This window comes from Fibrivirga algicola (genome assembly GCF_011742925.1).
GTDB lineage: Bacteria > Bacteroidota > Bacteroidia > Cytophagales > Spirosomataceae > Fibrella > Fibrella algicola.
This window is the reverse complement of the sequence record NZ_WAEL01000007.1, coordinates 89,337-108,962: the sequence shown is the minus strand read 5'-3', so window position 1 is coordinate 108,962 and position 19,626 is coordinate 89,337. Positions and strand designations below refer to the sequence as shown.

Sequence of the window (19,626 nt, the reverse complement as noted above, 5' to 3'; positions counted from 1 at the left end):
GGAAAGGATTGGGGCAGAAAAACGATCAGGCACAGTTGAAGAACAGGTAGTACGGGGCCTGGTCAATAGCTCGCTGCACATACAGCGCCGCCTCACGGATATGGTAATCACCCCACATGCACGACTCGCCGTAGGGAATTTTGCTTCCCTTGGGTACGTAGTCCCAGCCATTGGGACGGTGATAGATCGAGTGGAGCAGTAATCCCTGGTGCTGCGGCGCTGTGCTGAGGTATGGCTCATCGAGCAACGTGCCCAGTACCGTCAGCCCGGCCTGCCAGTAGGAATGCCCGGCCTGCCAGTCTGATTGACCTAACAGGCCCACTTCGTCGACGCCCGCCGTATGGGTGCGTTGTTTGTTCATCAGGTAGTTGCCCAGACGAAGCAACCCCTGCGCTGCAATGGCCGCCGCCGAACTGTCGACCGGTTCATGTTCGTTGACAGGGCGGGCGGGACGATTCAGGTAATCGCCTAGTTTGTGCAGGCTGGGCGCGCCGGTGTCCCAATACGGAACGCCATCGGTCGGCGTATTTTCGATGTAAAAATCGCAGGTGGCGCGGGCAGCTTTGAGCATCATTGCTTCCAGCGGTTCACGGCCACCCAGCCCAGTTAGCTCGTCATCATGGATGGTCGCCAGGGCTTCCAGTTCTTCGGCAAACCCACACATGGCCCAGGCCAGACCACGGGTCCAGGTGCTGAACCCCGTGTACCCCTGCTGCGAGTTCGGGCAGCGGTACTTCCCGTCGGTGACGTTAAAGATGCTTTCGTGGGCAGTGCGGCCCCACACGTCGTAAGCGTCGCGGCCTTCACCGTAATAAACCGCAAAATCGGCAGTGGCTTTGATGTGCAGTATCGCCCGCTCCAGCAAATTAAGGCGCACATCGCCTTCCCCCTGAAAAGTATGGCCAAGCAAATAGCTGACAACCAGCGAACGGCACGACCGGATGGTATCGACAAACAGCGAATGTGGCCCGTTGAACGAATGAATGAATCCGGCAGGCGTCCCTGCGGCAGGCGATCCACCCTGAATTGGTGTCCAGCGGTTGGCCTGAACGGCTCCCGATATTTTCAGGGCCAGTTCATAGAAATTCGCCTCCCACTCATTGACTGGAATACGCCCCTCCTTCATGAGCCGCAGCAGGTTCCCGTAGGTGCTTACGTTGTTGAAACCATGATCGTGCACGCCTACGTGGCTAACGTGCGGGGCCATCAGCTCGAGCGTTTTCTGGCGCCCCAATTCCAGGAACTCCGAATCGTTGGTGGCATCGAACTGCAAAATGGCCGATCCGTACTGAAAGCCCTGTGTCCATTCGGTCCAGCCCCGGGTTGTGTAGCGGCCCTGTATGGTGAACACCGGCGACCCGTTTGCCGAGTCGTACTGTTGCTCGATCAGTTTTATTTTTTCGCCCGACAGGGTCCAGAATCGCTGAAGTTTAGCCGATAGATCAGCCGGTTTAAACGAAGGGTTAATGTGAATCATTTTGTGAGTAGAAGAGGCAGGAACGTAATGAGGTACGTTCACCCACAAAAGAACTGTAGCCAAACAGCTTACTGATCCACCGCTCAGTCAATAAATCCGTTGCTACCGTCTTCAAATACCTGATAACTTAAAATTTATTTAACACTCAGCCGATCAATTAAGTAGCCTTCTAACAATTGGCACTAATTTAGCTGGTCATTTCTACGTATTTCTTTACTAACCATTAACCGTCTGTCGGGTGAAGCACTCTCTACTGTTTATCTGTTGCTTTTTACTAAGTCGTTTTGCCCTGGCCCAGACCACTGCCACTGACCAGCGGCTTGGCTTTACGTCGGTATCGGCGTCGGAAAATACCGGTCAGGATTACCAGCCCTGGCTCACCGACGACCTGAACAAGCTCGTTAAAGACGCCTGGTCGGAGAACGCGAAATGGGTACAGGTTACGCTTAAACTTCAGCAGAAATCGCTGGTTACCCGCCTGTCCCTGTATGATTATCAGGGTACGTTTGCCGACAAGCCAGCCCTGCTGTACGCCATGAATGGCACGCAGCGTGTTCTAATTGGCTCGTTTGATGGAGCTACCTACATGAACTGGGTGACCGTGAGCCCGTTTCAGCCCCTGGTTGCCGATGCCATCATGATCTACAAGTACGGCAACAACATCCCCCAGAAGATCAAGGCATTTGGTCAGCCCTTAACAGCCGCTACGGTTATTCCACGTCCGCTTAATCTGCTGAAGCTGGTGTCTGCCTCTGACAACCCCGCCACCGGCCAGGATTACTCGGCCTACCTGTCTGATGACCTCAGCAAGCCCGTTCCTTCATACTGGCAGCCAACCAATTTCATCTGGACAGACGTTACCATCAAACTGGAGAAAAAAAGCCTGCTCACCAAGCTGGATGTATACGATGCCGAAGGGACGTTTGAGTCGACTCCGGCAGATATTTACGCCCTGAACGGCAAAGAGAAAACCCTGATCGGGCGATTCACCGGCGACGGTTACCAGGTTTTCAAAACGTACAGCCCCACCGAGCCGCTGGTTGCCGATGCCATTCTGATTCATAAGTATTGCAACGCCATTCCGGTAAAAATCCGGGCCTACGGCGTGGTACTTCCCCCCGATCCACTGGACGCCATTTTGTATGCGCAGGAACGGGTAAAAGTCGTGTCCGTCACGACTGACCTGCCCACCCCGCAGGATTACACCCCGTACCTGAACGACGACATCAGCAGTCTGGTTAAAGACGATTACAGCAGCAACAACTGCCGCTGGCTGGAACTGACCCTGAAACTCGAAGCGCAGAGCACGATCAACAAGCTTGAGCTGTACGATGGCCACGACATCTGGACGGCCACGCCCGCGTCGATCTACGCGGTGAACGGCACCACCCGCACCCTGATTGGCACCTTTACCGGCCCGACGTACCTGACCTGGGTAGAGTTGAAACTCACTCAGCCCCTCACGGCCGATGCCATTGTCATTCGCAAATACTGCAATGCCCTGCCGCTGAAAGTGCGGGTATATGGTCATCCGCTCGGCACAGCGATTACGACCCCGGTTGGGTCAACGACCACCACGCCCGTAACTACCACCGCCGTCTCGGCAACGGTTGCCGTATCGCTGGGCACTAAAATTCCGCTGACCGGCAGCCGCTGGTACCAGCTCAACAACACCGACAAAGGCCTCGACGTCCTGTTCGACGGTAAAACGGACGCCGAAGTTCAGACGGGCTGGGGCAAAATTCTGCCTACCTACGACGCCTACTACCCGTTGGCAGCCGGTGAATCGATGGCGATAAAAGCAGTGAAGTTCTACGACGGCTTCGGTACCAATTCGACCAGCCCGTTGCGGCTGTCGATCATCACCAACGATTGGCGCCGCATTGAGATTGCGCAGTTTCAGGGACTGGCCTACAACGAATGGGTAGGCCCTTACCCACAGCGGCAACCGGCGGGCGACGCCCGGTTCCTGCTCGACAGTGCCATCACCGGTGCGCGCTATCTGGTGATAAACACCACCGACTTCTGGCCGCGCGAACTCGAACTGTACGGTACCTATCAAGCCCCTACCCCACTGGCGGGCACCCAGCCCAAAAAATCACCTATGATGAAGAACCTGCTGGGCATCAATGGGTTCGAGTGGGATTTCTACCAGGCAGGAGTACCGGGCATTTCGGCACCTAAACTACGGGCGATGCAATCGTTCGGCGTAGTTCGGCACTACATGGACTGGGAAAAGCTGGAGCTGACCGAAGGCAACTACACCTTCAACCCAACCCACGCCGGCGGCTGGAACTACGACCTGATGTATGAGCGCAGCAAAGCGGAAGGCATCGAGATCATGGCCTGTTTCAAAGACATTTCGCCCTACCTGAAGGCAACGTACCCCGCCGATCAGCAGGGAACCGACAACGTACCTGTGCGCTTTGGCAGTGATTTTGCCAAGCCTCAATCGTACATCGAGCAGGCCAGAACGGCGTTCCAATATGCCGCCCGGTACGGTAAAAACAAGCAGGTAGACCCCGCTCTGGTGAAGGTGAACCTTAAAATCAGGTGGACAAACGACCCCGCCAACGAGGTTAAGATTGGCCTGGGCCTGATCAACTACATCGAATGCGACAACGAGCGCGACAAATGGTGGAGTGGCCGGAAAGCCTACCAGACCGGCCGCGAATACGCCGCCAACATGTCGGCGTTTTACGATGGGCATAAAAACACGATGGGCCCCGCAATAGGCGTAAAAAATGCCGATCCAAGCATGGTGGTTGTCATGGGCGGGCTTAGCTCAGTAGCCAACGGCACCGATTACATTCGGGGCATGATTGACTGGTGCAAAGAGTTTCGGGGCTACAAAACCGACGGACGCGTGGACCTGTGCTGGGACGTGATCAACTACCACCTATATCCCGACAACGCCAATTCGATGCAGAGTGGCACCTCGTCGCGGGGTGTGGCGCCCGAACTGTCGGTGGCGGCGCAGGTAGCCCGCAATGTGCTGAAACTGGCGCATGAAGCCTGTTACGACATGCCCGTTTACCTGTCGGAAACCGGGTACGACCTGAACCAGGGCAGCCCGCTGAAGGCCATTGCCATCGGCAACAAATCGGTGCTGCAAACCCAGGCCGACTGGAATTTACGCACGGCCCTACTCTACGGTCGGGAAGGCATCGAACGCGTCGATTTTTACCAGACGTATGACTTGAACCTCGATTGTGCCACGCAGTTTTGCTCGATGGGTTTTATCAATGGGGACTTCTCACGTAAACCGACCGCCGACTACTTCTTCCAGACCAAAAAGCTGCTGGGCGATTACGTCTTTAAAGAGACCATCAGCACCAATCCGAATGTAGACCGCTATGAATGCAACGGGCAGTCGGCCTATGCCCTCTGGGTTCCCGATGAAGTAGGTCGCACGGCAACGTACACGCTCGACTTGGGAAGTAAGTCAGCCGCCCGGATATATACGCCACAGGCCGGCTGCGACACGATGCGTGTACAGCAGCTTACAGCCACCAACGGCACCCTTGCGTTAACCGTTAGCGAAACGCCCATCTTTGTGATAGGTACGTCGGGATCGGCGCGGATGGCGGCAGCAGAAGAAAGCCCCTCTTCGCCCACAATTCGGGTTTATCCGAACCCCTCGGCCGACTATATTACCCTGGCCTGGACGAGCACGTACCTGGGCAACGTAGGTATCCGTCTGGTGGACGCCAACCTCGGCGTGATGCACAAGCAACTCACAGTGGCGAAAGAAAGTACGGCCTTCTCGACGACGATAGACCTCACCTCACTACCCAGCGGGGTTCATCTGGTCGAGATTCAACAGGGAACAGACCGCATTACGCGACGGATTTTAAAGGTGAAGTAGCCAAGTCGGTGGTCGGTGATGTACCTTCAACCGGTCAATGACTGACCATTGACCAACATCCCGTTCTCCTTTGCTAACGCACATGATGAAACAGACTGCACTACTTCTTGGCTGCTTATTTCTGGCAGTAACCGGCGCGTCGGCCCAGACATTTCGTGGCCTCGATAAAACCCCGATGGACATGGCCTATTACCCGGATGACTATGCCCATGACCGTAAATTTGCTCCGGCTAAAATTGGTACCGACAAGGCGATGGTTCGGGTCACGTACAACCGCCCGGCCAAAAACGGCCGTGAGGTGTTTGGCAAGCTGGTACCCTTCGGCAAGGTGTGGCGGGCAGGAGCCAACGAAGCCCCGGAGATCAAGTTCTACCAGGACGTAACTATAGGCGGCAAGAAAATACCGGCGGGCAGTTACGCCTTGCTGACCATTCCGAACGAAACCGAGTGGACGATCATCCTCAGTTCTGACGTGGATCAGTGGGGTGCTTATAGCTATAACCCGGCCCTCGACGTTGCCCGTGTGAACGTACCTGTGCAGAAGTCGGAGGCCCTGCTTGAAAACTTCTCGATTCAGTTTGCCAAAAAAGACGCCAAAAACGCCACCATGTACATGGGCTGGGATACCACCGTGGTCGCCGTTCCGATTGGCCTGTAACTTTCCGGATCAACCCCGTCACATTCCCGACGGTGCTCAATCGCTTTCTGCTGCTACCCGGACGGAGCATCGGAAAGCGATTTTGGTTTAACCACGTACCTGGTCGATGCCAACCGATACATCGGGCCAATTCGGTGGCCCTGGCATGGCGGCAGTATGAGCACCTGGTCACATCATTGCCAAACAAACCCATCTAATTCTGGTATACCAAACAACAACCGCTTCTTTATGGATAGTACATCAAGTAACGTGCTGATCACCGGTGGTGCATCCGGCATTGGCTGGGCCCTGGCCGAGCGCTTTCTCCAGGCAGGTAGTCAGGTGACGATCTGCGGCCGGCGAGCCGATAAACTGCAGGACGCGCAGCAGCAATACCCACAGCTCCGCGTCCGTCAGTGCGACGTGGGACAGGCAAGTGAACGAATTGCCCTACGCAACTGGGTACGTGACGAATGCCCTGAGATTAACGTACTCATCAACAACGCCGGCATTCAACGCCGGATGCAGTTGACCAATAGCCCGGATGAGTGGAGCGAGAGCCAGCAGGAGATTGCGATCAACCTGGAAGCGCCGCTTCATCTGTCGACGCTCTTTATTCCGCACCTGCGTCAGAAACCGGCAGCGGCTATCATTAACGTCACATCCGGTCTGGCCTTCGTACCGGGTTCGTTTGCCCCCATTTACAGTGCGACCAAAGCAGCCCTGCATTCCTTTACGATGTCACTCCGGCATCAGTTGGCTAACACGTCGATTGAAGTGATTGAACTGGTGCCACCCGCGGTGAATACGGACCTGGGCGGAGCCGGGCTGCATACGTTTGGCGTGCCTGTGGGCGACTTCGCCGACGCCATGATGAGCGGCCTCGACGCGGGGGCGCAGGAGATCGGATACGGTACATCCGAGAAAAATCGAATGGCTTCCCGCCAGGAGATCGACGAGATTTTCAGGCAGATGAACAGCCGATTTTAGCTTAATCAGCGGGAAAGCCGTTGCCAACCGGGTGAAAGCGGGTGATTCGAGAGCGGTTGCTTACCTGACAGTAAATAGCCTGAAAATGAACGGGTACAGAAAGCTGTTTTGGTCAGAAAATTTCATTACTTGGTACGCTGAAACTTACTTCCGACCCAGCTACACCATCCTCATGAAAAAAGCCCTCCTTTCTACTGCTTGCCTGTTACTTGTCGCCGTAGGTGCATTCGCTCAGGTTCACCGCGACACCGACGGCTCAACATCGTCAGGTATCGATCTGCTATCTGTTGGTATCGGCATCGTTATCGGCCTGGTTGTTGGCTATCTGGCAGGCTCCCGTTCCAAAAAAGCCTGATCACTTCACGTGATTCATGCTGACCAGCAGGGGCACGATTCGCCCCCGGTGCTGGCTTTTCAGAAAGAAGCCCATTTTCTTGTCTTTGTAGCTAATCTGCTGATACGGTGCCAGTGCATCGCCGAACGCAGTCTGCACACGGTTGGAAAATGGGCCTTTTTGTGCGTTAATTTTCGCGATGTAATCATCTATATCGATGGCCGTCTCAGAAAACAGAAACAACCAGTATTCCAGTCCGGGTGCGCCCTCGAGCCGCAACAGGGTACCATTGGGCAACTCCACCCGGGTATCACGGCCAATCAGAGGGCTGTAGCCCTGTTCCGGAAACAGCTTCGTCGCCACTTCATCCGTCGAATTGGCCGTAACGAGATACAGGTACGTCTGTTTCGACAGGCGGGCGCTGAACTTGAACGGTGTACCCGTTCGCTGTGGTTTTATGACCCGGTAAGCCGCCAGCGTAGTCCCGTTTTTAATGCGCTCAACGGGTTGATCGGTACCGGTGAAGAATGTAGCAGTCGAAATAGCGATATCGGCCGAGAGGATAATGTCGGTTGGTGACCCGGCAGTCTGCACATAAGCCTGGTACCCGTATTTGGCATACTGGCCGAAATCGGCGTAGGCGATCCAGAAGTAGCCGTTGTCGCCCCAGTTCGTGCCCCAGCTGTTGATCAGCTTGAACGCACCAGTGCCAAACATGGTATCGTCATACCCAACGACACACATGGCGTGCCCAAAACTGAGCGATGAAGACAGTTCGGGTCGCCAGAGCGTGAAGGCAGATCGGTCCGTAGCCCGTTGCCCTGCCAAGGCCGAGCTAATGCGCGGCACAATGGTTTTTCTGAGGGTTAGGCTCTTTAGTGAGGGCGTTGTTTGAATACCTACGACTACGGGCGACAGTTCAGAAAGGGCTTTTTTAGTAGCCAGCTCTTTCAATTTCCGATCATCTACAATGCCAAACAGCTTCACATAATCCAATAGCCGGGAATCGGGTGTAGCCTCTAAAGGCGTCGGTGGTTCACAGGTTTGGGTAGCGGCTGCGGAATAAGCAGGCAGACCCTTCTGTTTGATATATTCCAGCGCGGCGCCAATATCGATACCAGCCTTGCAATCCGTGTCCCCTGCCTCTTTAATGGTATTATAGAGATACCAGGGCGAAAACCGGAGCTTATTTACCTGACCCATACCCAGCCGACTGGTCACCTGTCGTTTTTGGGCTTCCAGAATTGTCCGCATGTAATACCCTACCGACACCGCCACGCAGATACCGTTATCACCCTGGTTGATGACCTCTGGCGCAAACATTGACAGATCGATCCGGGCGGGTAACTTGCCAATTCCCTCACTCGACCGCTTTTGTGGCAGGTCTGCATAGCGGGCGTCATCAATGCGTAACCCCTGGGCAACCAGCCAGGACGGTACCAGCAGAAGCAATAGAGTGGTTTTCATGGGAAGAGGTGCTACATACCTGAATGGCCTAGCGGATAGCCAACCAGTTTTCATGAATGACCAGGTGCTTTATCAACTTCGGGGTGGTCTCACTCGCTTCGACGCCAGCTACCGAAACGGCCCATAGCGAACTGCTAAGGGCTATTACTGAGTCCTTCTCCATCTTGCTGAATGTATATTCTGTCCGGTTCAGATACTCGCTGAGCGTGAATTGCTGCGTTGAGTTAGCGACGGGTTTCAGATCTGAATAGTACTGACCAGTGAACCGGGTTACCTCCACGGTAGCATCAGGCAGCGCCAATGCCAGAAGTTGCTGCCGAATCTGGGGCGTCTGTACCGCTTGGGGGTTCAGCACCACCGCCGTCAGCAGGTTACTGAGCGTTTCGGGGGCCAGCGGGTCAAGAGCAGGCCGCTTTGCACTAGTCCTGGCAGCTACACGACACGATTTCTGGTCGAGCACAGGTTCCTGCTGGAAAGGCAATCCACCCAACGTCATAGACATGTACGTTTGGGTACGCTCTGCCAAATACTGAAACGAGACCCTGTCTAGCTCTTCGCGGGTGCTGATACTTAGCATCCGGTCAAATCCCTGATAAAAAGCCGTCGTGAACACGGAGCCTTCATACCGTTTATTGACCCAGGAGGGCAGCAACGGCAGCGAGCTACCCATTTTTACGATACCGCAGGTGTTCAAAAATAGTCGCCGGAGCACCTGCTTTCTCAAATCGAGCATACCAGCTCCTACAGAAGCAGCATGGCCATTATTGGCCAAAAACTGACCACTGCAATCAGCGATAATCAAGCCAAGGTGCACTTTTTTGGCAGTCAGCCACCCTTCAACCTCGGCCACCGGCAGCCCTTTTTCAGGTACGTTCCGCAGTTTCCAGTTGGCAAAACTGACCGTATTTTTCGTCGGCACGATGCCGTAACCCGAATAATAAATTACGATGATATCGCGTGGCTGGGTTTTGAGTTTCGCGATCGTTTGCCGGAGGATAGCCGCCGTGAACGTGCCTTTGTTCAGGTACGTTGTTCGCCGTCGGTAGCCCAGCCCCAGTTGCACTGTTTCCATGATCTGGGTCATGTTTGTTTCGTTGGTCATGTTCAGCACGCCGTACTCGCGGTCGTCCTGTTCGAGCACGTACAGCACATGTAGCGTCGGGGCCGGCGCTGGCTTCGCCAACAGACGGGTCGTAGTTCGTAGGCTTGCAACAACAAGCAGAATGAGAAAGTACAAATGCTTCATACGTGGCTCAACAGTGCGGTTCATACTCAGTAATTTACCGGAATCTTACATAGATTTATCCAGTAATACTATCTTACAGGTATGAAGGTGTTTAAACTTCTTGTCCTTACCTGTTTTTGGTACCAGGGAGCTGTCGCTCAGCAGAGCCTGACCGACAGCCTCAAGCAACGGCTCAACCAGCCCCTCGCCGACACAAGCCGGGTGCTGCTCCTCGACCAGCTTGGGCGATCGCTGATGTATTCGAAAACAGTGGAGGCCATGCAATTTGCGCAGGACGGCTTATCAATTGCGCAAGCGGTTGGTTACCAACGCGGAGAAGCCCGAATTCTGAACCGAATGGGCACAATTTATCGGCTAACGGGTAATTACGCAAAGGCGCTCGATGCCCACCTGAAGTCGATTCAGGTAGCACAGGCCATAGACGATAAAGACGCTCTGGCCCGCACCTACAATAACATCGGCGTGCTGTATTCGGAGCGAAAAGATTCTCGCAAAGCGATTGAGTACTTTCAAAAAACCCGCGCGCTGGCCGACCAACTGGGCAACATCGATTTGAGCAGAATTGCCCTGTCGAATATCGGGAGCGATTACGCGCTGCTCAACCAGCTGGATTCGGCGCTGGCCTACACCCGAACGGCTTATGACCTGACGCGTAAACAGAAAGCCGATGACATACAGATCGAACTAATCAACCTGGGGAATATCTACAAACGCATGGGCCGCTACCCGCTGGCGCTCTCGTTCTACCAGAAAAGCATCGCCACGTCTGTCAGCATGAAGGACGATCGGACGCTTAGCCAGACCTACGTTGAAATGGCCGAGGTATTCCAGAAACTTAATCGGGCTGATTCTGCGATTCTGTACGCCGGGCGTTCTCTACGCCTGGCGCAGACGGCCAACATACCGGTCAATGTACTCCAGGCGGGTAAGTTGCTGTCGGAGCTAACGGAACGGTCAAATCCTGAGCAGGCACTGGCAAGTTTTAAGCTTGCAACTACAGCGAAGGATAGCCTGGAAAGCGCCGAAAAAGTCAGGAATTTCCAGAATATCGAGTTCAACGAAAAGATGCGTCAGCAGGATATCGACCAGGCCGAGGCAGCTTATCGCGGCAAGATTACGACCTACATTCTGCTAGGCCTTATTTCTGTATTTGTAACGATTGCGCTGCTTCTCTACCGGACTAATCGGAGCAAGCAACGGGCCAACGTGCAACTTCAGCGTCAGCGGGACGAGATCAGCATACAACGGCACAAAGCTGAAGATGCACTGAGCCAGTTGACGGCTACGCAGGCGCAGCTTATTCAGAAAGAAAAACTCGCCAGCCTCGGAGAGCTGACCGCCGGTATTGCCCACGAAATTCAGAACCCACTCAACTTCGTCAATAACTTCTCGGAAATATGCTCCGAACTGGTGGATGAACTCAAGACCGACATCGAGGAAGGACGAACCGGGGAGTTGCTGGCTCTTGCCACAGATTTGAGCCTTAACCTGTCGAAGATCACTCATCACGGCAAGCGTGCCGAGGCGATTGTAAAGGGGATGCTCGCGCATAGTCGGCACGCCACCGGCGAAAAGGCCCCTACAAACCTGAACACTCTGGCCAACGAATACCTGACAATAGCCTATCAGGGACAACTGGCTAAAGACAAAGACGTTTACTGTAAACTGGTGACTCACTTCGCGCCTGGCCTGAACAAGATCGATATGGTTGGGCCAGACATTGGGCGTGTGCTGCTGAATCTCTACACCAATGCCGTGTATGCGGTGCAGGAACGTGCCAAACGTACCCAGAGCGACGCGGGCTATGAACCAACGATCACCGTGAGCACCCTGGCCCGGAACGGAATGGTTGAGCTACGAATGGCCGATAACGGGTCGGGGATCCCTGACGGCGTGTTGCAAAAGATTTTCCAGCCGTTTTTCACAACAAAGCCAACCGGCGAGGGAACGGGTCTGGGCCTGAGCTTAAGCTACGACATCATCACCAAAGGGCACGGCGGAGAGATGACCGTTACCAGCCGCGAAGGCGAAGGCACAGAATTCGTGATCAGGCTTCCGGCCAGGCATCAGGCAACGGGGTAGCTAGCTGTTTGTTAACAGATGAGATGGCTCAGCGACGGTGCTGTTGCTTCGCTATGCATACCCTTCGACCAGAACCCCGACCTAGTCAAAGGGCTGCTTTGCGAAGCTCAACCAGCCTCTGCAAGTAGTTACATCTCGTAATGCTTCCGGATCATACGCTCGTAGGTAGCAGTAGGTAAGATCAATTTGAGCAGAACGGACAGTTTCTCGAGCGGTTTGCCTACCCGGTAGAGCCGCTTTACCGAGGGCGACTGAATGATCGAGTCGATTAGCGGACCGAACACGGCGGGGTCGATACCGCCACTTACACTCTCATCAATCAGTTCGTAGGTTCGCTCAAACGTTTTTCGATAAACGCTGTCTGCCGCCAGCGAAACGCGCAGGCGATTCTTGTTGATATCGGTCCGCGTACCGCCCGGCTGAATGGAGCAGGCCTGCACGCCAAACGGAGCCAACTCAAGCCGCAACGCTTCGGTGAGGCGCTCAACGGCGGCTTTGCTGGCACTGTACCCGCCCCGATAGGGCAATCCGGCTTCGGCAGCAATTGAACTGATGTTGATGATCAGCCCTGATCGCTGACGACGCATAACGGGCAACACCGCCTGCACCGTTCGGATGATGCCAAGCACGTTGGTATCGAAGACGCGCAGTACATCGGCCAACGGCAACTCTTCGACGGGGGCCGCAATGCCCAGTCCGGCGTTGTTGATGATGACATCCAGTCGTCCCTCGCGCTGCACAATATGGTCTACACCCTGCTGAATGCTCTCTGCACTGGTTACGTCCATGGCCAGCATGGTAAACGGCTTGCCCGACGTGTCGGCCTGCCGGGAGGTGCCATATACGGTATGGCCGCGTTGACTCAAATAAGCGGCGATCGACTCGCCGAGACCAGTTGATGCACCGGTAACTAGGATAACTTTTGACATAGGCTTCGTTAACGTTCGCCCGAACACCACATTAATTGATAACGAGACGAACTGCAAGTATACAGCCGTTCAGGCGTTACTCACGACACCAGAGCACCCTTTGCTGTAATTGCCTGCGGTTCCATTGGCTTCAGCTAGCAGGACGATACACCTTACCGTTTTTTCGCCGGGCGAACAGGTTCGACCGACAGATTAGCCGTGAAGAACGGGAGCATCTTCTGTTCAATACGCTCGGCGATACGGTTCAGGTGATCGCCATCATATTCCTCATAGCCATGCGGAATCTGGTAGTTGGTCAGCATGGCGTCCAGAATTTTGTTGTTGGCGGCTATGCTCTCGTCTTTCGATCCGGCATCAAACGCGATGGCATGCAGCTTTTTCAGGTTGCCGATGTACTGATCCAGCAGCGCGAGCGGTGCGTTCGCGGCCCATTTGGTAGCCACCATTGGCTGTGGCTGGCCGTCTTTGACGGGCAAATCCAGGTAAAATGGCGCGTTGGTTGGGTTGGGCGACCACGATGCCGCCGACGCAAACATCGCTTTTGTACCGAAATCCGCTTTCTCCAGATCGGCCAGCGACTTCACGCCCTCCATACGGGCAGCCATGGCAGCACTCACCGAGCCGCCCGTATTGGGCAGCATGCAGCAGGGACTCAGCAGGTAGATACTAGAGAATGTTTCGGGGTGTTTCTGACCGATCCGGATCGACCCATATCCGCCCATCGAGTGCCCCGCCAACCCACGACTGCTTGCCTGCGCCAGGGTGCGGTAGTGCTTATCGACGTAGGTAACCAGTTCGTCCGCCACAAAGCCCTCCCAGTTGCCAATCGTCACCGAGTTAGAGTACATGCTCCCGAAATAACGATTGTAAGCATTCGGCGTCACAATGATAAACTCACGCGACTTACCCCCGGCCAGCGTTTTATCGACAACCGACGGCAGGTTGATCCAATGCTTGGTCAGGCCATACCATTGCGCGTCGTTGTCGGTGAAGCCGTGCAGAAAATAAATAACCGGATACCGCCGGGTCTTATCGGTACCATAGCTGGGTGGCAGATAAATTGATACGTCGCGATCGGGCGAATCACCGGCCAGGTTACCTTCCAGCCCTTTACCATGCACCTTGATACGCTCCACGGTGCCTGTTTTAACGGGACTGCTCTGACCAAAACTCTGGCTGGCAACCAGCAACAGAAATGTAGCCGTCAGCAAGGCAAGCGCTATGAACTGGCGGAAATATGTCAACGAACGCATGATCGGATTGGGGTTCATACTAGATGGCAGAAGGTAGCTACTAAGCTCAAATGTAGTGGGTAAAAGACGCAAAAAAGTGCAGGCCAGCCCCTATATAAGTGGACCAACCTGCACATCTAACGTTCTACCAGTTAACGCTACGCCATCTCGATGACCCAGTCGTCTTGCTCAATGGTGGTGTTTTCTTTCAGCAGTACCTGCTTGACGGTGCCGGGCTGCTGAGCGGCCACGATGCTTTCCATTTTCATGGCTTCGATCACAAACAGCGGCTGGTTCTTCTTCACCTCGTCGCCGGGCTTCACCAGTATGCGGGTCAGGCGACCTTGTAGCGGCGAACCAATGTCGGTCGGTTTACTCACCTTCTGGTTTTGCTCTTTCACCACCTTCTGCGCCTTGTCACGTACCTGTACCTGACGGCCCTGACCGTTCAGTTCAAAGGTGATCGTGCGCATGCCCGACGCGTCGGGCTCCGACATAAACAGCAGACGTACCAGGATATTTTTACCCTCGGCAATCGGCACCAGAATTTCTTCGTTGGGCTTCAGACCGTAGAAGAACGCCGGCGTTGGAATGATACTGACGTCGCCGTACTGATCAATGGCCTTGTAGTATTCCTCATACACCTTGGGGTACATCTGATACGAGAGGTAATCGAGAAAGCCATCGTTGCGGGGGAATGCCTCCTGGAATTTGGTAAAATCAGCATCGAAATCGATCGGGGCCAGGTGCTCGTTGGGACGACCGGTGATCGGCTCCTCCCCTTTCAGCACGGCCTTCTGAATATTCTCGGGGAAACCGCCATAGGGCTGACCCAGAATACCCTTCATCAGATCCTTCACCGATTCGGGGAACGACAGCGATTCGCCGCGCTCCAGCACATCGTCGGCGGTCAGGTTGTTGGCGGTCATGAAAATCGCCATGTCACCCACCACTTTCGACGAAGGCGTCACCTTAATGATGTTCCCAAACAATTGATTGGCAACCGAGTAGTTCTTCTTCAGCGTCTCGAACTTGTCGCCGAGGCCCGTAGCAATGGCCTGTGGCTTCAGGTTCGAATATTGCCCGCCCGGAATCTCGTTTTCGTACACTTCGGCGCTGCCCGCTTTCATACCGCTCTCGAACGGATAATAGTATTCCCGAACGTCTTCCCAATAGTTGGAGTAGGCATTCAGCGACGGCAGGTCAACGGCACATTCCCGCTCGTGCCCCTGCATCATCGCCACCACCGAATTAAAGTTCGGCTGCGAGGTCAGGCCCGACAAGGCACCCAGCGCACAGTCGACGATATCTACGCCCGCGTCGATCGCTTTCAGGTACGTTGCCGCCTGAATACCCGCCGTATCGTGGGTATGTAAGTGAATCGGGATGCTCAAGCTCTTCTTTAACTCACTTACCAGCAATTGCGCGTCGAGCGGTTTCAGCAGACCGGCCATGTCTTTGATACACAGCAGGTGCGAGCCTTCATCCTCAAGCTGTTTAGCCATGTCGAGGTAATACTGAAGCGTGTATTTCTCGTCGATACCGCTGTAGCAGATGGCGGCTTCAGCAATAGCGTTAGTCCGCTCACGAACGGCGCGGATGCTCACTTTCATAGCCTCGACCCAGTTCAGTGAGTCGAAAATACGGAAGACGTCGATACCCGTTTCGGCCGACTTCTCCACGAATTTCTCAATCAGATTGTCGGGGTAGGCTGAGTAGCCCACAGCGTTGGAACCCCGGAAGAGCATCTGCAACAGCATGTTGGGCATGGCCTCGCGCAAGGCGGCCAGCCGCTTCCACGGGCTCTCATACAGGAATCGCATCGACACGTCGAAAGTAGCGCCGCCCCAGACTTCCATCGAGAAGAGTTCGGGGTGATTTTTGGCAAACCCTTCGGCTACCTTTTGCAAGTCCTGGGTACGTACCCGCGTGGCCAGCAGCGACTGATGGCCATCGCGGAAGGTCGTATCGGTGTAGAGAATCTGCTTCTGATCACGTACCCAGTTGGCGAAGCCTTCACGGCCCAGCTCGTTCAGGCGGTCGCGGTTACCGGCCGGGTATTGGCCGTACTGGTCGAAAATGGGCACAACGGGCGTGCGGAATACCTTGCTGTCGTCGCGCTTTTTCACCTCCGGGTTGCCGTTCACGATCACTTCGCCGAGGTAGCGCAGCACCTTGGTAGAGCGGTCTTGCGGCTGGCGGAGCTTGAACAGTTCGGGGTGGCTTTCAATGAATGAGACGCGGGCATCGCCGCGCTGGAAAACCGGGTGGTCGATCACGTTCATCAGGAACGAGATATTGGTTTTCACGCCCCGAATCCGGAATTCGACCAGCGCCCGCTGTAATCGCTGGGTGGCGCCTTTCAGAGTACGTCCCCGGGCCGACACTTTCACGATCATTGAATCAAAATACGGGGAAATTTTAACGCCGGGATAGCTGCTGCCTTCGTCGAGACGGATACCAAAGCCAGCCGCGTTACGGTAGGCGATGATGGTACCAAAATCAGGCTTGAAGCCGTTGGCGGGGTCTTCCGTTGTGATGCGGCACTGAATGGCAAATCCGTTCAGTGGCACTTCATCCTGGTGATTGATGTAGATCCCGTTGTCGGACAGTTTATAGCCCATCGCGATCAGGATCTGCGAGCGAACGATGTCGACACCCGTTACCTCTTCCGTGATCGTGTGCTCAACCTGAATCCGGGGGTTCACTTCGATGAAGTAAATATTCTCTTCTTTATCGACCAGAAACTCCACCGTACCGGCGTTGCTGTAGCCCGCTGCCTTGCCAATTTTCAGGGCGTAGGCATACAGTTGCTCGCGTGTTTCCTGCTTCAGACCAAACGACGGAGCTACCTCGACGACCTTCTGGAAACGGCGTTGTACCGAGCAGTCGCGTTCGTATAGGTGAATCAGGTTACCGTGTGTATCGCCGAGCAGTTGTACTTCAATATGCTTGGGGTCTTCAATGAATTTCTCGAGGAAAATCGTGTCGTCGCCAAAGGCGTTGCGGGCTTCGTTCTTCGCTTCGGTAAATGACTTTTCAAAGTCATCGGGGTTCCTGACCACCCGCATACCGCGTCCGCCACCACCGGCGGCAGCTTTTACCATCACCGGGAAACCGATCCGGGCGGCTTCCTGACCAGCCCGTTCGGCCGACATGTTCTCTTCCCGCGAATCGGGAATGAGCGGCACCTCCGCAATTGTTGCCAGATTTTTGGCCCGCACCTTATCACCAAGGGCTTCCATGGCTTCGGGCGTGGGGCCAATGAAAATAATGCCCTCCTCGCGGCACCGCCGGGCCAGTTTTACGTTTTCCGACAGGAAACCATAACCGGGGTGGATGGCGTCGATCTTTTTGCTTTTGGCCAGCAGAATCATCCCTTCTACATCCAGGTAGGGTTTCAGCGGCTCGTCGTCACGCCCAATCTGATACGCTTCGTCGGCCTTGTAGCGGTGAAGCGAATAGCGGTCTTCGTAGGTGTAAACGGCTACGGTGGTGATACCAAGTTCGGTGGCAGCCCGCATGATACGGATGGCAATTTCACCCCGGTTAGCAACCAACAGGCGGTTGATTGGACGGATATAGTCTTTCATGATTTGGCAACAAATAAGGCCTTTGGTTGTATTGTCAGCAAACGACGAGGCAAATTTGTGGAAAATTTGGAGAAATCAGCCTGAAATGCAGAAACGTTAGCGCATAAGTTACCACAAATCTGCCGGGCCGAAGTCAGTCAAACACTACCTGGTCTGCTCGCCAATTTCGTCACAGATCAGGTACGTTGACTGATCTTTCTTTTTTTTTGTATTTTTCATAAAAAATAACCCTGCCTACCATGATTGCTGAGGAACCCAAAATAGACGCAAAAGCCTCGATAAAAGCGGCTTTTGACCGGCTGCGCCACCATGCGTCAGCCATGGCACTAACCACTGCCGACCAGCGAATCGACCGGTTAAAGCGGGTGAAAACATGGGTAGAAACGCACCGGACCGATATACACGCGGCCATGTACGCCGACTTTCGTAAACCCTCGGCCGAAGTAGACCTGGGCGAACTGACGGGCTTGCTCGGCGATTTACGCTATACGATCCGGCACCTGAAGCAGTGGATGAAACCGCAGCGCGTGCCCACGCCGCTCTCGCTGGTAGGCACAAGCGGCTACCTGCACTATGAGCCCAAAGGCGTGGTGCTGATTATTTCCCCCTGGAATTACCCGTTCGACCTGATGGTTGGGCCACTGATTGCTGCCATCGCCGCTGGGAACGTCTGCATGCTGAAACCGTCTGAGCTGACACCCAATACCGCCGCTTTGCTGGGTCGGATGGTCAACGATCTGTTTCCGCCCGAGGAAGTTGTGCTGTTTGAAGGCGATGCAGACACGGCGCAAACGATGCTCGACCTGCCGTTTAACCACATTTTCTTTACGGGCAGCCCCGCGCTGGGCAAAGTGATCATGGCCGCTGCCGCCAAACACCTGGCCTCGGTGACCCTGGAATTGGGTGGCAAATCACCGTTTATCGTTGACGAAACCGCCGACCTTAAAAAGACGGCCGAGATCCTGGCCTGGTCAAAGTATTTCAACAACGGCCAAACCTGCATTGCGCCCGATTACCTGCTGGTGCATGAGTCGGTTAAAGCGCCGCTCCTTGCTGAGTTTAAAGCGGTGGTGGAACGGATGTATGGCGCCGACAGCACCGCACGAGCCGCCTCCGACAGCTACGCCCGCATTGTCAATCAGCGCCATTTTCAGCGGGTCAAAGGACTGATCGATGATGCAGCCCGTAAAGGGGCCACCGTGCTGATGGGTGGCCGAACCAACGAAGCCGATAATTTCGTGGAGCCCACCCTGATCGATGGCGTTACCGACGACATGCAGATTATGCAGGAAGAGATTTTCGGGCCGCTGTTGCCTGTGGTCACAATGAAGAATCTCGACGAAGCGCTGGCCCATATCAACAGCCGCGAAAAACCGCTGGCGCTTTACATTCACAGCCGCAAGCAGGAACACATCGACTACCTGATCAACCGCACGTCGGCGGGCGATACGGTCATCAACGACGCCATGATCCACTTCACCAATCCGGAAATGCCGTTTGGTGGCGTCAACAATAGCGGCATTGGCAGTTACCACGGTTACTTCGGGTTTCAGGAGTTGTCGCACCGCCGAAGCATTTTACGCCGGCAATTTGGCACGATGAAGTTTCTGTTCCCCCCCTACACCGACCGGGTAAAGAAATTGATCGGCTGGGCGATGAAGTTCTCGTAATGGGTGTTTATTGACACAGCTAAACAAAGGTCACACGGAGAACACAGCGTTGTTTATCAACCGATGCGCGATGTTCTCCGTGTGACCTCTGTTTAGCTGTG

12 protein-coding genes are annotated in these 19,626 nt (G+C 54.7%); 6 read left to right on the top strand and 6 right to left on the bottom strand.

From position 1 onward, the window contains the following. Positions 1-25 precede the first annotated feature (25 nt). Positions 26-1,477, bottom strand: coding sequence for a glycoside hydrolase family 88 protein (locus tag F7231_RS18690; protein ID WP_166693044.1), 1,452 nt, complete (start codon positions 1,475-1,477; stop codon positions 26-28). A gap of 238 nt (positions 1,478-1,715) precedes the next feature. Here F7231_RS18690 and F7231_RS27760 point away from each other — a divergent pair, with 238 nt between their 5' ends. The 4 genes from F7231_RS27760 (at position 1,716) to F7231_RS18670 (ending at position 7,327) form a co-directional block, all read left to right on the top strand. Then, complete coding sequence (locus tag F7231_RS27760; RefSeq protein WP_166693043.1) at positions 1,716-5,345, top strand: T9SS type A sorting domain-containing protein; 3,630 nt, start codon at positions 1,716-1,718, stop codon at positions 5,343-5,345. An 85-nt stretch (positions 5,346-5,430) separates the two neighbouring features. Further along, positions 5,431-6,003, top strand: coding sequence for a DUF2911 domain-containing protein (locus F7231_RS18680; RefSeq protein WP_085415219.1), 573 nt, complete (start codon positions 5,431-5,433; stop codon positions 6,001-6,003). Positions 6,004-6,231: 228 nt separating this feature from the next. Beyond that, positions 6,232-6,972, top strand: a complete 741-nt coding sequence (locus F7231_RS18675; RefSeq protein ID WP_085414116.1) for an SDR family oxidoreductase — start codon at positions 6,232-6,234, stop codon at positions 6,970-6,972. Between the two features lie 172 nt (positions 6,973-7,144). Then, positions 7,145-7,327: a hypothetical protein gene (locus tag F7231_RS18670; RefSeq protein WP_166693042.1), complete on the top strand. Its 183-nt coding sequence runs from the start codon at positions 7,145-7,147 to the stop codon at positions 7,325-7,327. On the opposite strand, the gene F7231_RS18665 is transcribed toward F7231_RS18670, so the two are convergent. After that, positions 7,328-8,773, bottom strand: a complete 1,446-nt coding sequence (locus F7231_RS18665; RefSeq protein WP_166693041.1) for a C1 family peptidase — start codon at positions 8,771-8,773, stop codon at positions 7,328-7,330. Between the two features lie 28 nt (positions 8,774-8,801). Beyond that, positions 8,802-10,043: a hypothetical protein gene (locus tag F7231_RS18660; protein WP_166693040.1), complete on the bottom strand. Its 1,242-nt coding sequence runs from the start codon at positions 10,041-10,043 to the stop codon at positions 8,802-8,804. Between the two features lie 57 nt (positions 10,044-10,100). Between F7231_RS18660 and F7231_RS18655 the strand changes: the two genes are divergently transcribed. After that, positions 10,101-12,101 carry a tetratricopeptide repeat-containing sensor histidine kinase gene (locus F7231_RS18655; RefSeq protein ID WP_166693039.1) on the top strand — a complete coding sequence of 667 codons (2,001 nt, stop codon included), beginning with the start codon at positions 10,101-10,103 and terminating at the stop codon, positions 12,099-12,101. 128 nt (positions 12,102-12,229) lie between these two features. Here F7231_RS18655 and F7231_RS18650 read toward each other — a convergent pair whose 3' ends face one another. From F7231_RS18650 to F7231_RS18640, 3 genes are all read right to left on the bottom strand, one after another. After that, the gene (locus F7231_RS18650; RefSeq protein ID WP_085414121.1) at positions 12,230-13,030 is read right to left on the bottom strand and encodes an SDR family oxidoreductase; all 801 of its coding nucleotides are present in this window, start codon (positions 13,028-13,030) and stop codon (positions 12,230-12,232) included. 152 nt (positions 13,031-13,182) lie between these two features. Then, the gene (locus F7231_RS18645; protein ID WP_085415220.1) at positions 13,183-14,283 is read right to left on the bottom strand and encodes an alpha/beta hydrolase; all 1,101 of its coding nucleotides are present in this window, start codon (positions 14,281-14,283) and stop codon (positions 13,183-13,185) included. Between the two features lie 137 nt (positions 14,284-14,420). Next, positions 14,421-17,855, bottom strand: a complete 3,435-nt coding sequence (locus tag F7231_RS18640) for a pyruvate carboxylase (RefSeq protein ID WP_166693038.1) — start codon at positions 17,853-17,855, stop codon at positions 14,421-14,423. Between the two features lie 239 nt (positions 17,856-18,094). Here F7231_RS18640 and F7231_RS18635 point away from each other — a divergent pair, with 239 nt between their 5' ends. Continuing rightward, complete coding sequence (locus F7231_RS18635) at positions 18,095-19,525, top strand: aldehyde dehydrogenase family protein (RefSeq protein WP_166693037.1); 1,431 nt, start codon at positions 18,095-18,097, stop codon at positions 19,523-19,525. Positions 19,526-19,626 lie beyond the last annotated feature (101 nt).